The organism is Microbacterium esteraromaticum (assembly GCF_016907315.1).
Lineage (GTDB): Bacteria > Actinomycetota > Actinomycetes > Actinomycetales > Microbacteriaceae > Microbacterium > Microbacterium esteraromaticum.
In genome coordinates, this window is sequence record NZ_JAFBBS010000001.1 from 2,370,028 (window position 1) to 2,384,478 (window position 14,451).

A 14,451-nucleotide genomic window follows, 5' to 3' on the forward strand; every position below is an offset into this window, starting at 1 on the left:
GATGATCAGGGTCGTGCTCGTCGACGACCAGTCGCTGTTCCGTGCGGGTGTGCGCATGCTCGTCTCGTCGCAGCCGGACATGGATGTCGTCGGCGAAGCCGGCGACGGCAGAGAGGCGCTGGAAGTCATCGGCCGCACGCGTCCCGACGTCGTGCTGATGGACATCCGGATGCCCGTCATGGACGGCCTGACGGCGACCGCCGAGGTGCTCGCGCAGCCCGACCCGCCGCGCGTCGTCATGCTCACGACCTTCGATCTCGACGAGGCTGCAGCGCGGGCGATCCAGCAGGGCGCCAGCGGCTTCCTGCTGAAGGACGCCGATCCCGAGTTCCTGCTCGCCGCGATCCGGACGGTCGATTCGGGGTCGAGCGTGATCGCCGCATCCGCCACCCGCGAGCTGTTCGCGCACTTCACCGCCGAGACCAAGCCGGTGCCCGCCGAGTACGCCGACCTCACCGATCGCGAGCGCGAGATCTTCGCGCTGGCCGCGCGGGGACTGTCGAACAGCGAGATCGCGGCGCGCGAGTTCCTCAGCGAGGCGACCGTGAAGACGCATATCAGCCGCATCCTCACGAAGCTGCGCCTGCGTGACCGCGTGCAACTGGTCGTCTTCGCCTTCGAGCACGGCCTGGCCTGACCTGCCGTACCCGGTCCGCCTCCGCTATGACGCCGCACGGATGCCGCCGCGAACGGCCGAAACCACCCACAGAGGTGATCTGAGCCGGCATCCGTGCCGGACGTCACACTGACCGAGTCCAGGGGTCATCCTCGCGATGTACGCGGATGCCATCCCCAGGCCGATGTGCGGGTCTCAGGGCCGCACATAGCGTCGAAGTCATGGAGATCACGACCTCGGACCTCGGCCTCGCCGCACGCGTCCAGCACCTCACCAAGACCTACGGAGCCGGTGCCGCCGGCGTCCGCGCCCTCGACGATGTCAGCGTGGGCATCCGCCGCGGCCAGTTCACCGCGATCATGGGACCGTCCGGTTCGGGCAAGTCGACCCTCATGCACATCATGGCGGGTCTCGACGCACCCACGGAGGGGCGCGCGTGGATCGGCGACACCGAGATCACCGGCCTCGACGACCTCGAGATGACGATCCTGCGCCGCCGCCGCGTCGGCTTCATCTTCCAGGCGTTCAACCTCGTGCCGACTCTCGACGCGATCGGCAACATCCTGCTGCCGTTCGAGCTCGACGGACGCCAGCCGACGGCCATCGAACGTGCACGCATCGACTCGCTCGTCGAGCGACTGGGTCTGGCATCCCGGCTCACGCACCGCCCGCACGAGCTCTCGGGCGGGCAGCAGCAGCGCGTCGCCATCGCCCGCGCACTCGCCACGGCGCCCGATCTCGTGTTCGCCGACGAGCCGACCGGCAACCTCGACTCCCGCAGCGGACGCGAGGTGCTCGAGCTGCTCGCGACCGCGAGCCGCGAGCACGGGCAGTCGATCGCGATGGTCACCCATGATGCGATCGCCGCGAGCCATGCCGACCGCGTGCTGTTCCTCGGCGACGGCCGCATCACCGCAGACCACCCCAAGCAGAGTGCAGAGCAGATCGCCGCGCACATGCTCGCCGCCGAGGTGGCGGCATGAGCGCGCCGGCTGCGACCGTCTCGCGCCTCGAGCTGAGCCGTCCGCGGGGGCCGCGGCTCGGCTGGCTGCGCGAGCGGGGGATGGGGGCGAGTGTGCTCGTCTCGGCCCTCGCCGCCGCGTTCGGCGTGATCCTCGTCGAGGTGACCGCGTACATCGGAGGCATGCTGCAGTCCGACCCCTTCATCGGCGACAGCGAGATGCTCGCGCTCGTCGTGATGATCCTGTCGGTGCTGCTCGTCGCCGTCGCGATGTACGTGGCCGCCATCGTCACTGCGAACACGTTCTCGACGATCATCGCGGGGCGCACGAGGCGCATCGCGCTGATGCGGCTGATCGGGGCATCCGCTCGCTCCCAGCGCGCGGAGGTGACAGGCCAGGGCTTCGTCGTCGGGGTGATCGGCGCGGGCATCGGCCTGTTCGCGGGGCTCGGCTTCGCCGCGGTCGGGATGCTGGTGGGCGACTCGCTGCTGGGGCGGACGCCCGAGACGTTCACGCTCGTGCAGCCGGGGGTGCTGTTCCCGGTGGTCGGCGTCGCGCTGACAACCTGGCTCGCGGCGTGGATCGGCTCGCGCCGGGTGCTGGCGGTCACGCCGCTGCAGGCGCTCGGCGGATCGGTCGAGCGCACGCACGACGACGAGGCCGGTCGGCGCGGCAAGCACATCGGCGCGCTGGTGCTCATCGTCGTCGGCGTCGCGCTGCTCGTCGCGGGCGTGATGCTCGGCCTGATCAGCCCGCTCGGCGTGGTCGTCGCCTTCTTCGGCGGACTGTTCTCGTTCACCGGTCTCGCCACCGCGTCGCCGCTGTTCATGCCGCCGGTGCTGCGTCTGGTCGGGCGGCTCTTCGGCAGCGGAGCGACCGCGCGTCTCGCCGCCGAGAACGCGCTGCGCTACCCCGAGCGCTCGAGTCGCATGGCGATCGGCGTCGTGATGGGCGTCGCCCTCGTGACGATGTTCGCGGTCGCGATGGAGTCGGCGAAGGCCCTGATGATGAGGCAGAGCGAGGGCGAGTTCGTCGACGACTTCTTCGCCCCGATGGACGCCTTCGCGAGCATCATGATGGTGCTGGTGGCGGTGTCCGCCGTGATCGCGGCGGTGGGCCTGGTCAACCTGCTGACCATCGGCGTCGTGCAGCGTCGCCGGGAACTCGGCCTGCTGCGCGCGATCGGGCTGACCTCGGCGCAGGTGCGCCGCATGGTGCTGCTCGAGGCGGTTCACATCACGGTCGCCGCGACCCTGACGGGCCTCGTGCTCGGCGTCGCCTACGGGTGGATCGCGGCGCAGTCGCTGCTCGGATCGGTGCCTGTGCTTCCCGACTTCGAGCCCGCAGGCCTCGTCTACCCGGCGGTGCCGTGGATGCCGGTGGTCGCGATCGTCGCGGCGACGGCGCTCCTCACCGTGGTCGCCGCGGTCACGCCCACACGTCTCGCGACGCGGGTCGCCCCGGTCGAGGCACTCGCCGCCGACTGAGGCGGCGCTGCTGCTCGGTTCTGCCGGGAGGGTGTCGCATCGCCCAGGCCCCGCGCTGTCTGCACCCGGCAGCACGGGGCCTCGGCGATGCGCGCGGGGGCTCGGCGGGGCGTGCGCGACGGGGCAATATGCTGTTCGGATGCCTTCGCCGTTCGACCAGTCCTCGTACCAGGTGCGCTTCGAATGGGGGACGGACGGCCTGGCCCGTCTCGCGCCCGCCGACATCGTCGTCGCCGTCGACGTGCTGCGCTTCTCTTCGACGCTGGCCGACGCGGTCGCCGCAGGTCGGCGCATCCCGCTCGAGGAGGCGGTGCTGTGGTCGACGAACGGCGCCGCGGTCGCCGCCGCCGCTTCGGCGCCAGGTGTCGGGCGCGCTCCCTCGACCGTGCTGATCGGCGGCATCCGCAATGCCGCGGCCGTCGCGCGCGCGGTGATGACTCTGCAGGAACGGCAGGGCACGCGCGCCTCGGTCTCGATCATCGCCGCGGGCGAGCTCGGACCCACCGGCGAGCTGCGCTTCGCTGTCGAGGATCAGCTGGGCGCCGGCGCCATCATCGACGCGCTGTGCGACCTCGGCATCGATCACTCCTCGCCAGAGGCGGCTGCGGCCGCAGAGGCCTTCCGTGCTCTGCGCCCAGGACTCCGCCACATGCTCATCGGCAGCGGCTCGGGTCGCGAGCTCGTCGAGGGCGTGGCATCGACCGCCCGCATGGAAGCCGCCGGCGTGCGGCCCTCGACGACCGCCGAAGCAGCAGAGCTGGATGCCGTCGACGCCGTGCCCGAGTTGCTCCTGGGCGTCTTCGAGCGCTTCAACTGACCTCCGCGCGTCGGAAGCCTCGAACGGTTCGGTGCGGGCGCGGCGTGTCTGCCCGCCGGCGCGCCGTGGGCGTTCGGTTTGGTCTGGTGGTTCCGGCGGGGCATCCGGATGCGGGGGATGCCGGACGGTTCGGTGCGGGTGCGGGTGCGGGTGCGGGTGCGGCGTGTCGTGGGCCGGCGCGCCGTGGCCGTTCGGTTTCGTCTGGCGTTTCCGGCGCGGTGCGGCTTGGAAGCAGACATAGGGTCGGAGCATGAGGTACCTGCCCGCGGTCATCGTCGACGCCGTGTTCGTGCTGATCTTCGCGGTCATCGGCCGCACATCGCATGACGAGGATCCCCTCGGCTTCCTGCTGACGGCATGGCCGTTCCTCGTCGCTCTGGTCGTCGGCCACGCCCTTGCCGCGCTGGTGCCCGCCCGCCCTCGACGGCCGTGGTCGCTCGGCTGGGGGCTGGTCGTGTGGATCGTGGCGGTCGGCGGCGGGATGCTGCTGCGCATCGCCTCGGGTGACACCGCCGAGACCCCGTTCATCATCGTCGCCTCGCTGGTGCTGGCGGCGATGCTGCTGGGCTGGCGTCTGATCGCCCTGCTCGTGCGCCGCTATCGGGCTCCGCGCGACGCCGACTGAGTCGCAGCCACGCCGCTGCGCCGCGCAGTGCGCTCAGCGAGGAAGCTGAGCCGCGAGACGGTCGGCCGCGGTGATCTCGCGTCGGTGCCACTCGAAGAGGAACCGGCGGTCGAAGCGCCGCGAGCACTTCGCGCACGACGTCTCGCGTGCGGGGCGGCGGTGACGGTAGGCGACATGCCCCGATGGGCACCGCCCGATCCACGGGGCGAGTTCTACCGCCGTCTCGCCGTCATGCGTGGTGCCGCCCACGTAGCCGAGCGAGCGGGCGATGCGCTTCCACCCCGGCCCGTGGCCGGCCTCGTGACCGGCGAGGGCGTGCGCGACCTCGTGCAGCAGAGTCTGATGGATCTCGTCGTCGTCGAAGCGCGCGGCGAGATAGCGCGAGACCGAGATGCGCTTGCGCTGATAGTCGCAGAGCCCCGCACGGCGCTTCGCGTTGTCGAACTCGAATGACCACGACTCGTCGAGGTGCATGCGAATCAGCGCTTCACCCCAGACGCGGACGCGAACCAGATCGGCCATGTGATCAGAGTAAGACCCCTCGCGGACACCGGCGCCTGATTGCGGCGCCATGACGCGCTCAGACGAGCATGTCGGCCGTGGCGACGCTGCGACGTTCGGCCGCCTCGATGGCGCGCAGCGCCTTCTCGAGATCCGAGTCGTCGGCACCTGCTGCACGACGCAGGAACAGCGAGCGCTTGAAGCTCTCGCGCGCCTGCTCGAAGTCACGTGCCTCGTAGGCGTTCTTGCCGTGGTGCTGGTGTGCGAATGCGGCGATCCCCGCCCAGCCCTGACCCTCGGCCTCGTTCGCGCAGGTGGCGAGCTCCTGCGCCGCGGCGGCGTGCGCACCGCGGTTCTGCAGCACGGTCGCGTGCAGAACGCGGGCGCGCAGCAGGTCTTTGCGGGTGCCGGCCATGCGGGCCTGACGCACCGTCTCATCGGCCAGGTCGAGCGCCTCATCGAGCCGGTCGAGCACCTTCAGCAGCCACACGCGCTCCAGCAGCACCGGCAGGCTGCGCTGGTTCTCGATCTCAGCGAGACGTGTCAGGCACTCCCGCGGATCCACCAGTTCACGAAGGGTGTCGGGGTCGTAACCCTGGATCAAATTCACGACTGCTGACTCCTCTCCGCGACCGTCGTCCCAGTCTGCCTCGCTCACCTGAGAACCGGTCGAGGCACGCCCTGCAACCCGGCAACCGAGGTGCTGAGATGACGTCGCGTCAGCGCAGGAAGATGCTCGCGTCAGGGCGGGGGGACGCAACGGCGTCCGCGTCCGTGACGACCGCCGCGCCCTTCGCGAACGCGGCGACCTCGGCATCCTGCGCGATCTTGGCCGGATGCGGGCCTGCGGCCAGCAGCCGCGGAAGCCATTCCGTCGGCAGGGCCGTGCGCGAGGCGGCGAGCACCAGGTTGCCGAAGCGGCGCCCCTTCAGCACCTGGGTGTCGGCGAGAAGCGCCACCTCGTCGAACACGCTCATCGCTGTCGCGACCTGCCGCCTTGCGAAGGCGAGGCCGGGGCCGTCGGCGACATTCACCAGCAGCACGCCGGTGGGGGCCAGCAGCTCGGCGATCTCCCGGTAGAACTCGAGGCTCGTGAGGTGCGCGGGCGTCTGCGCACCCGAGAACACGTCGGAGACGATGAGGTCGCACTGCCCGCGGAGCGCCGGCGGCAGGCGCCGAAGACCTTCCCGCGCGTCGCCGATGCGGACGCGGATCGAGGCCGACCGCGGAAGGGGAAGATGCTCGCGCACGAGCGCGACCAGCGGACCCTCCAGCTCGATCACCTGCTGACGCGAGCCGGGCCGGGTCTTCTCGATGTACCGGGGGATCGTCATCGCGCCTGCGCCGAGATGCACGACGCTGAGCGGGGCGGATGCCGATGATCCGAGCTGGTCGATCACCGCACCCATCCGCACGATGTACTCGAAGTGCAGGTGGGTGGGGTCGTCGAGGTCGACGTGCGACTGCGGTGTGCCGTCGACGATGAGCTCGAAGCCGTGGGTGAACTCACTGGGCGCGACCTCGGCGATGCCGCCGTGATCGAGCCGCGCCTGCGGATTCGCGGCATCCCGCGCGCGTGCTCGTCCCATCCCTCGAGGTTATCCGCGCGGGCTCAGCGCCGCTTGCCGCCCGAGCAGGTCTGCTGGTTCAGATCGATCCCGCTGATCTGGTCCGACAGCACGACGCCCTGAGACGCGGACGGCGCAGGCGAGGGTGCGTCGGAGGGCGGTGCAGACGGCGTCGGGGTCTCTTCCGCCACCACGCCGCCGTGATTGCTGGCCTTGCCCGTGATCTGCATCGACTCGCCGGTGCGGATCGCCTCCCACATCGGCGCCGCGGCCTCTTCGTTGACGATCACGCGATCGTCGTCGTCCGGATCTTCCAGCGTCGGCAGCTGCAGGAACTTGAACTCGTCGAAGGGCACGTCCTTCAGCGCGAGGGCGAGCTGCGCGAGCCGCACGGGGTTCGCGAGCTCTTTGCTGGGGTCGACGTTGTCGGCCACGACGTTCGCGAGGCGCAGCACCTTTCCGGGGTCGGTGAGCGTCTCGCTGCTGAGGATGGTCTTGGCTAGACGAGACATGTACTGCTGCTGGTTCGAGATGCGGGCGAGGTCGCTGCCGTCGCCGATGCCCTTGCGCACGCGGATGAACTGCAGCGCCTCGTAGCCCGACACGGTGCGGGGTCCTGGGTCCCAGTTGATGCCGGTGTGCCTGTCGCGGATGCCGGTGCCGCCGATGCAGATCTCGACTCCGCCGATCGCGTCGGTGATCTTCATCACGCCGTCGAAGCTGAGCTTGGCGGCGAATCCGATGTCGATGCCGCTCAGCTCGCCGACCGACTTCGCCACGCACGAGAGCCCCGCGCGTTCGAAGACGGAGTTGATGGGCGCCTTCGACGATCCGGATGCCACGGAGCCGTCTTCACGTGTGCAGTCGGGGACCTCGAGCATGAGGTCGCGCGGCAGGGAGACGACGCTCACCTTGCGGGGTTCCTCCGACACGTGCACGAGCAGATTGACGTCGTTGCGGATGCCCTCTTCGCGGACGCAGCGCTCGCCGAGCTTCTGCTTCGACACCGCGCCGCATTCGTCGGTGCCCACCAGCAGGATCGCGAACTCGCCGGGGTAGGCGCCCAGAGAGGGGGGAGCCACCTCGGGGGCGCCCTCAAGATCGACCGCGCCGTCGCTGACGCGCAGCGCGAGGTCGGCGGCGATGAACCCTCCGATCCCGAGGGCGGAGACCGCGATCACGGCGGCGCCGATGCCGAGCATCCGCAGGGCGGAACCCCAGGCAGATGGGGTGCGATGCGGGGCGTGCTGAGCGACAGGGGAGCGCCTCATGGCATCCGACCCTACAGCCGCCACCGGTGAGGCGACCCGATACCGGATCGCAACACGGCAAGTTTGGATTTCTGCGCAGCCGCTGAGTAGCGTCGACTCATCATGTGCGGATGCGACGGTGCATCCGGTCCATGCGATGAAGCATTCCACAGAGAGGCACACCATGCTCCACAGCACCCGTAGGCGAGGGCTCGCTCTCGCCGCCGGCACCGCGGTCGCAGCGATGCTGCTGACCGGCTGCGTCGCCAGCCAGCGCGAAGAAGGCAACGGCTCCGAGACGTCTGACGACGTCGACAGCACCTTCGTCTTCGCCGCTTCGTCCGACCCGCAGGGTCTTGACCCTGCGCTCGCACAGGACGGCGAGACCTTCCGCGTGTCGCGCCAGATCTTCGAGGGCCTCGTCGGCACCAAGGCCGGCACCGCCGACCCCGCACCGCTGCTCGCCGAGTCGTGGGAGTCGTCGGAAGACGGCATGAGCCACACCTTCAACCTGAAGACCGGTGTGAAGTTCCACGACGGCACCCCGTTCAACGCCGAGGCTGTCTGCTTCAACTTCGAGCGCTGGTTCAACTGGGAGGGACTGCTCGCCTCCGAAGCGCTCGGCTACTACTACAACAAGCTGTTCCACGGCTACAAGAGCAACGCGGCCGACGCCGTGTACAAGTCGTGCACGCCCGATGGCGACGACAAGGTCACGATCGAGCTGAACAAGCCGTTCGCCGGCTTCGTCGCCTCGCTCTCGCTGCCCGCGTTCAGCATGCAGAGCCCCTCGGCGCTCGAGGAGTTCAAGGCCGACGAGGTCGGCGGCACCGCTGAGGCTCCCGTGCTCTCGGAGTACGCCAAGGGACACCCGGTCGGCACCGGCCCGTTCCAGTTCGAGGACTGGGCCCCGGGTGAGGACGTCACTCTGAAGTCGTACGACGGGTACTGGGGTGAGAAGGGCCAGATCGAGGAGATCGTCTTCCGCGTCATCGGCGACCCGACCGCTCGCCGCCAGGCCCTCGAGGCCGGCGACATCGACGGCTACGACCTGGTCGGCCCCGCCGACACCAAGGCCCTCGAGGAGAAGGGGTTCAACATGGTGTCGCGTCCGCCGTTCACCATCCTGTACCTCGCCTTCAACCAGGCCGTCGCCGAGCTGAAGGACGTCAAGGTCCGTCAGGCTCTCTCGTACGCCGTCGACAAGGACGCGCTGATCAAGCAGGTCCTGCCCGAGGGCACCGAGAAGGCCACGCAGTTCGTGCCGCCGGTGGTCAACGGCTACAACAAGGACGTCACGACCTACGACTACGACCCCGCCAAGGCGAAGTCGCTGCTCGAAGAGGCCGGCTACACGGCCGACAAGCCGCTGACGCTGACCTTCAACTACCCGGTCAACGTCTCGCGTCCGTACATGCCGGACCCCGAGCAGATCTTCACCGTGCTGGCGAAGCAGCTCGAAGAGGTCGGCGTGAAGGTCAACCCGCAGACCGATGCCTGGAGCCCGGACTACCTCGAGAAGATCACCTCGGGCTCCGACCACGGCATCCACCTGCTGGGCTGGACCGGCGACTACAACGACACCGACAACTTCGTCGGCGTGTTCTTCGGCACCAAGAGCGCTGAGTGGGGCTTCGACAACCCCGAGCTCTTCAAGGCGCTCACCGACGCCCGCGGCATCTCGAACATCGAGGAGCAGACTGCGGCGTACGAGAAGATCAACGAGGAAGTCGCCGAGTTCATCCCCGGTGTCCCGCTCGCCCACCCGGCTCCCACGCTCGCGTTCGACGAGCGCGTGAAGAGCTACCCGGCGAGCCCGGTGAACGACGAGGTCTTCTCGGAGATCGTCCTCACCAAGTAAGGCACCGCTGCGGCGCCCGGCCACCGGCCGGGCGCCGCAGCCCTGACGGAGAACTTCGTGCTGCGAACAATCGGCAAGCGGCTTCTGCTGCTCATCCCCACACTCTTCGGCCTCAGCATCCTGCTGTTCGCCTGGGTCCGCGCGCTACCAGGCGGACCAGCGGTCGCCCTGCTCGGCGAGAAGGCCACGCCGGCCGCCGTGGAGCAGGTCAACAAGCTCTACGGGTTCGACCGCCCGCTCATCGAGCAGTACGTGACCTGGATCGGCCGTCTGCTGCAGGGCGACTTCGGCTCTTCGATCGTCACCTCGCGCCCCGTCGTCGAGGAGTTCTTCCGCCGCTTCCCGGCGACGATCGAGCTGAGCATCGCGGCGCTCATCTTCGCCGTCGGCGTCGGCATCCCGCTCGGCTACTGGGCCGCGCGCCGCCACGGCAGATGGACCGACCACAGCGCCGTGATCTTCAGCCTCATCGGCATCACGATCCCCGTGTTCTTCCTGGCGTTCATCCTGAAGTACGTGTTCGCCGTGCAGCTGGGCTGGCTTCCTTCCGACGGCCGCCAGAGCCCGCGCATCGACGCGACGCACGTGACCGGGTTCTACGTCTGGGACGGCATCATCACCGGCGAGTTCGACGCCGCGTGGGATGCCGCTCTGCACCTGGCGCTTCCCGCACTGGCCCTCGGCACCATCCCGCTCGCGATCATCGTGCGCATCACGCGCGCCAGCGTGCTCGAGGTGCAGAACGCCGATTACGTCCGCACGGGCAAGGCGAAGGGCGTCGCCTCGTCGACCCTGCGAAACCGGTTCATCCTGCGCAATGCGATGCTTCCGGTGATCACCACCATCGGCCTGCAGACCGGTCTGCTGATCTCGGGCGCGGTGCTCACCGAGACCGTGTTCGCCTACCCCGGCGTCGGATCGTTCCTCGCGCAGTCGATCTTCTCGCGCGACTTCCCGGTGCTGCAGGGCTTCATCATCTTCATCGCGATCGCGTACGCGCTGATCAACCTGGCCGTCGACGTGTCGTACAGCCTGATCGATCCGAGAGTGAGGGTCCAGTGATGAGCGCAGTGCTCCCACCCGCACAGGGCGGCGAGGTGCTCGACACCGTCGCCGTCGCCCAGGCCGATCTCAAGTCCGGCGGCGGTTTCTGGCAGGACGTGCTCCGGCGTCTGCGTCGCAATCCCGCCGCATGGGTCGGTCTCGTCATCGTGCTGCTCTTCCTGCTCGTCGCGGCCCTCGCGCCGCTGCTGGCGCCGTATCCCGAGCGGGCCCTTCCGGGCACCGAGCACATCACCCCGACGACGATCCCCGGCATCGGCGAAGTCGACGGGTTCCCGCTCGGTCTCGACCGGTTCGGCGGCGACGTGCTGTCGAAGCTCATCTGGGGCGCCCAGGCGTCGCTGCTCGTGGGAGTCGTGTCGACGGCGCTCGGCCTCGTCGGCGGCATGCTGCTGGGGCTCATCGCCGGCACGTTCGGCGGGTGGGTCGACACCCTCATCATGCGCATCGTCGACATCATCCTGTCGGTGCCGAACCTGCTGCTGGCGGTGTCGATCGCCGCGATCCTCGGGCAGACGCCCTCCGCGGTCATGATCGCCATCGGCGCATCGCAGGTGCCGATCTTCGCGCGCCTGCTGCGCGCGTCGATGCTTCAGCAGCGCTCGGCCGAGTACGTCCTCTCGGCGCAGAGCCTCGGCCTCGGTCGCGGACGCATCACCATGTCGCACGTGCTGCCGAACGCCATCGGCCCTGTCATCGTGCAGGGCACGCTGACTCTCGCCACCGCGGTGATCGATGCGGCTGCGCTGTCGTTCCTCGGTCTCGGCGGCGGGCGCCCCGAGACCGCGGAGTGGGGCCGGATGCTGACCTACGCCCAGGCCGAGCTGGCGATCGCCCCGCAGCTGGCCTTCCTCCCCGGCATCTGCATCGCAGTGACCGCGCTGGGCTTCACGCTGTTCGGTGAGGCGCTGCGAGAGGCGATGGACCCGAGGACGCGCGCACGATGAGGAACGAGACGATGAACCAGAATCCGGATGCCGTGCGCCAGCCGCTGCTGCAGGTGTCGAACCTCGCGGTCGACTTCGGCACCATGGACGGCGTCGTGCACGCCGTCGAGGGGGTCGACCTCGAGATCGCGCCAGGCGAGACCGTCGCGATCGTCGGCGAGTCGGGCTCGGGCAAGTCGACCACCGCGATGGCCGTCATCGGACTGCTCGCTTCGGGCGGACGGGTCGCCGGCGGCAGCATCGCCCTCGACGGGCGTGAGCTGGTCGGCATCTCCGAGGGCGAGATGCGCAAGATCCGCGGACGCGACATCGGGATGGTCCCGCAGGATCCGATGTCGAACCTCAACCCGGTCGCGAAGATCGGCACGCAGGTTGCCGAGACGCTGCTCGCACACGGGCTCGCGAACCGCGGCAACGTGCACCAGAAGGTGGTCGAGGCGCTCTCGGCCGCCGGCCTTCCCGACCCCGAGCGTCGCGCCAAGCAGTATCCGCATGAGCTCTCGGGCGGCCTGCGCCAGCGTGCGCTGATCGCCATCGGGCTCGCCTGCCGCCCGCGTCTGCTCATCGCCGACGAGCCCACCAGTGCTCTCGACGTGACGGTGCAGCAGACGATCCTCGATCAGCTCGAGGAGATGACCCGCGAGCTCGGCACCGCCGTGCTGCTCATCACGCACGACCTCGGCCTCGCCGCCGAGCGCGCGCAGCGCGTCGTGGTGATGCATCGCGGACGGGTGGTCGAGCAGGGGCCGGCGCGGCAGATCCTCGAGGACCCGCAACACCCCTATACGCAGAGTCTCGTCAAGGCGGCGCCGTCGATCGCCGCAGCGCGCCTGCAGCCCGAGGTGTTCACCGCAGACGAGGGCGCGGCCGAGTCGGCGGCGACCGACAACATCGTCGAGATCGAGGGGCTGCGAAAGGTCTATCCCATCCGCGGTCAGGCCGAGGACTTCGTCGCGGTCGACGACGTGTCGCTCGTCGTGCCCCGGGGCAAGACCGTCGCGATCGTGGGCGAGTCGGGCTCGGGGAAGACCACCACCGCCCGCATGCTGCTCAAGCTCATCGAGCCGACCGCCGGCACGATCCGCTTCGAGGGCAACGACATCGCGAAGCTGAGTCGTGCGCAGGCCAAGGAGTTCCGTCAGCGCGTGCAGCCGGTCTTCCAGGACCCGTACTCGAGCCTGAACCCGATGTTCACGATCGAGCGGCTCATCGCCGAGCCCCTGGAGTTCTACAAGCGCGGCAGCCGGGCAGAGCGCAAGGCTCGAGTGCGCACGCTGCTCGACGATGTCGCCCTGCCGCAGTCCATGCTGCAGCGCTACCCGTCGGAGCTGTCGGGAGGCCAGCGTCAGCGCGTCGCCATCGCCCGTGCACTCGCGCTCTCTCCCGATCTCATCGTGTGCGACGAGCCGGTCTCGGCGCTCGACGTGCTCGTGCAGGATCAGATCCTCAGGCTGCTCGGCGATCTCCAGAAGGAGTACGGACTCAGCTACCTGTTCATCTCGCATGATCTCGCCGTCGTTCGTCTGATCAGCGACTACGTGTGCGTCATGAAGGATGGCGCGCTGGTCGAGGCGGCGACCTCCGAGGAGATCTTCACGAATCCCCGCGATCCGTACACGCGCCGGCTGCTGGCATCCATCCCCGGCAACGAGCTCGGCATCGCTTCCTGATCGGACGGCCGGCGCAGATCGGTCTTGTGCGTCGCGTCGGTCGGGTCTAGAACGGTGCTGTGCGGCGACGATGCCGCATCGAGCCGTAAGGGGGAGGCGACTCGTTCTTCTGGGGATTGGGAACGAAGATGAAGAAGGCTGTGATCGGCTGCGCCCTGGCGCTGATGCTCGTGGCGGGCAGCAGCGGAGCGGCGATGGCGGGGGAGTACACGGGCAACGGAGGTGACGTTCCTGGTGGCTCGAAGGCGCACTCGGCGTGTCACTTCTCGGGGCGGGATCTGCCCGACGACGTCGAGATGAACCCGATGCCGTGGATGAACGACGATGCCGTCACCGGCGGGCATGTTCAGAGCTACGGGATGCTGGTGCGCGCCGGCATGAAGGGCGCCGAGGGCGGGCCCGGTGTGGCGTGCCGCGGCAACGCGATGCACGAGGAGTGACCCCCTCGCCTCGCTGACGGGTTCCGGATGCCATGGGCTCGCCGCCCGTGGCATCCGGGCTCAGCTCAGCTCGGGGTCGCGCGCCCAGCGCGGCGCGAGTGCGCGCACCCTCAGCGCGCGGGCCTGCCACGTCGCCCAGAGCGCTGGCCACAGCAGGCTGGCGGTCGGTCCGTCGAAGGTGAGCCGGTCGCGCCACAGCGTGCGGTCGGGCCGGCCGGGCTGGGGCGAGACCGCCATCTGGTGGTCCCAGACGTCGAGTCCGCTGAGCGGGCCGGTGAGGGGGATGCCGCTGTCGCGGAGGATCCGCACGGCGCCGGCGGGTTCCTCGACCTCGCGTTCACCGATCCGGATGAGCTGAGTTCCGACGGGCATCCGCCCGAACGCGGACAGGCGAACGGCCGCCTCGTCGCCTGACTCCCATCGCTCGGGCAGCACGACGGGCTGCAGCGGCTGCATCTGCAGAAGAGGGGCGTAGAGATCGCCGACGACGCGAGGGGAGTGCAACGCTCGCCAGGCGGTGTCTGGGTCGCAGGCGATGGTGAACTTCAGCACGATGCGCATACTGCAGTGTCGCTCATACCGCAGCATCCGGCGTTGGTCAAGGACTCTGCTTGCCATGTCGTGAAATCGTGCGTATAGTTGGTA

15 protein-coding genes are annotated in these 14,451 nt (G+C 69.3%); 10 read left to right on the plus strand and 5 right to left on the minus strand.

From position 1 onward, the window contains the following. Position 1: 1 nt before the first annotated feature. The 5 genes from JOE67_RS11355 to JOE67_RS11375 all read left to right on the plus strand — a co-directional run bounded on the left by JOE67_RS11355 (position 2) and on the right by JOE67_RS11375 (position 4,507). A complete protein-coding gene (locus JOE67_RS11355; protein ID WP_204975666.1) occupies positions 2-637 on the plus strand; it encodes a response regulator in 636 nt (211 codons plus the stop codon). A gap of 200 nt (positions 638-837) precedes the next feature. Further along, on the plus strand, positions 838-1,599 hold the full coding sequence (locus JOE67_RS11360; RefSeq protein ID WP_204975667.1) for an ABC transporter ATP-binding protein: 762 nt from the start codon (positions 838-840) through the stop codon (positions 1,597-1,599). Continuing rightward, complete coding sequence (locus JOE67_RS11365; protein WP_420827646.1) at positions 1,596-3,065, plus strand: ABC transporter permease; 1,470 nt, start codon at positions 1,596-1,598, stop codon at positions 3,063-3,065. Before JOE67_RS11360 ends, JOE67_RS11365 begins: the two co-directional genes overlap by 4 nt. Before the next feature lie 139 nt (positions 3,066-3,204). Beyond that, positions 3,205-3,882 carry a 2-phosphosulfolactate phosphatase gene (locus JOE67_RS11370; RefSeq protein ID WP_204975668.1) on the plus strand — a complete coding sequence of 226 codons (678 nt, stop codon included), beginning with the start codon at positions 3,205-3,207 and terminating at the stop codon, positions 3,880-3,882. A gap of 250 nt (positions 3,883-4,132) precedes the next feature. Beyond that, positions 4,133-4,507: a DUF3054 domain-containing protein gene (locus JOE67_RS11375; protein WP_204975669.1), complete on the plus strand. Its 375-nt coding sequence runs from the start codon at positions 4,133-4,135 to the stop codon at positions 4,505-4,507. A 33-nt stretch (positions 4,508-4,540) separates the two neighbouring features. On the opposite strand, the gene JOE67_RS11380 is transcribed toward JOE67_RS11375, so the two are convergent. From JOE67_RS11380 to JOE67_RS11395, 4 genes are all read right to left on the minus strand, one after another. Continuing rightward, on the minus strand, positions 4,541-5,029 hold the full coding sequence (locus JOE67_RS11380; RefSeq protein ID WP_204975670.1) for a SprT-like domain-containing protein: 489 nt from the start codon (positions 5,027-5,029) through the stop codon (positions 4,541-4,543). A gap of 58 nt (positions 5,030-5,087) precedes the next feature. Further along, positions 5,088-5,618 carry a hypothetical protein gene (locus tag JOE67_RS11385; RefSeq protein ID WP_204975671.1) on the minus strand — a complete coding sequence of 177 codons (531 nt, stop codon included), beginning with the start codon at positions 5,616-5,618 and terminating at the stop codon, positions 5,088-5,090. 109 nt (positions 5,619-5,727) lie between these two features. Then, a complete protein-coding gene (locus tag JOE67_RS11390; RefSeq protein ID WP_204975672.1) occupies positions 5,728-6,597 on the minus strand; it encodes a spermidine synthase in 870 nt (289 codons plus the stop codon). Positions 6,598-6,620: 23 nt separating this feature from the next. After that, a complete protein-coding gene (locus JOE67_RS11395; protein WP_204975673.1) occupies positions 6,621-7,847 on the minus strand; it encodes an LCP family protein in 1,227 nt (408 codons plus the stop codon). 163 nt (positions 7,848-8,010) lie between these two features. Between JOE67_RS11395 and JOE67_RS11400 the strand changes: the two genes are divergently transcribed. The 5 genes from JOE67_RS11400 to JOE67_RS11420 all read left to right on the plus strand — a co-directional run bounded on the left by JOE67_RS11400 (position 8,011) and on the right by JOE67_RS11420 (position 13,806). After that, positions 8,011-9,687 carry an ABC transporter substrate-binding protein gene (locus JOE67_RS11400; RefSeq protein ID WP_204975674.1) on the plus strand — a complete coding sequence of 559 codons (1,677 nt, stop codon included), beginning with the start codon at positions 8,011-8,013 and terminating at the stop codon, positions 9,685-9,687. 57 nt (positions 9,688-9,744) lie between these two features. Further along, on the plus strand, positions 9,745-10,749 hold the full coding sequence (locus tag JOE67_RS11405) for an ABC transporter permease subunit (protein WP_204975675.1): 1,005 nt from the start codon (positions 9,745-9,747) through the stop codon (positions 10,747-10,749). After that, positions 10,749-11,696 carry an ABC transporter permease gene (locus tag JOE67_RS11410; protein ID WP_204975676.1) on the plus strand — a complete coding sequence of 316 codons (948 nt, stop codon included), beginning with the start codon at positions 10,749-10,751 and terminating at the stop codon, positions 11,694-11,696. Before JOE67_RS11405 ends, JOE67_RS11410 begins: the two co-directional genes overlap by 1 nt. After that, positions 11,693-13,366: an ABC transporter ATP-binding protein gene (locus tag JOE67_RS11415; protein ID WP_239528107.1), complete on the plus strand. Its 1,674-nt coding sequence runs from the start codon at positions 11,693-11,695 to the stop codon at positions 13,364-13,366. The genes JOE67_RS11410 and JOE67_RS11415 overlap by 4 nt, the downstream gene beginning before the upstream one ends. Positions 13,367-13,494: 128 nt before the next feature. Then, positions 13,495-13,806: a hypothetical protein gene (locus JOE67_RS11420; protein WP_204975677.1), complete on the plus strand. Its 312-nt coding sequence runs from the start codon at positions 13,495-13,497 to the stop codon at positions 13,804-13,806. A gap of 60 nt (positions 13,807-13,866) precedes the next feature. Here the strand turns inward: JOE67_RS11420 and JOE67_RS11425 are convergent, their stop codons facing one another. Beyond that, positions 13,867-14,367, minus strand: coding sequence for a hypothetical protein (locus tag JOE67_RS11425; RefSeq protein WP_204975678.1), 501 nt, complete (start codon positions 14,365-14,367; stop codon positions 13,867-13,869). Between the last annotated feature and the right edge of the window lie 84 nt (positions 14,368-14,451).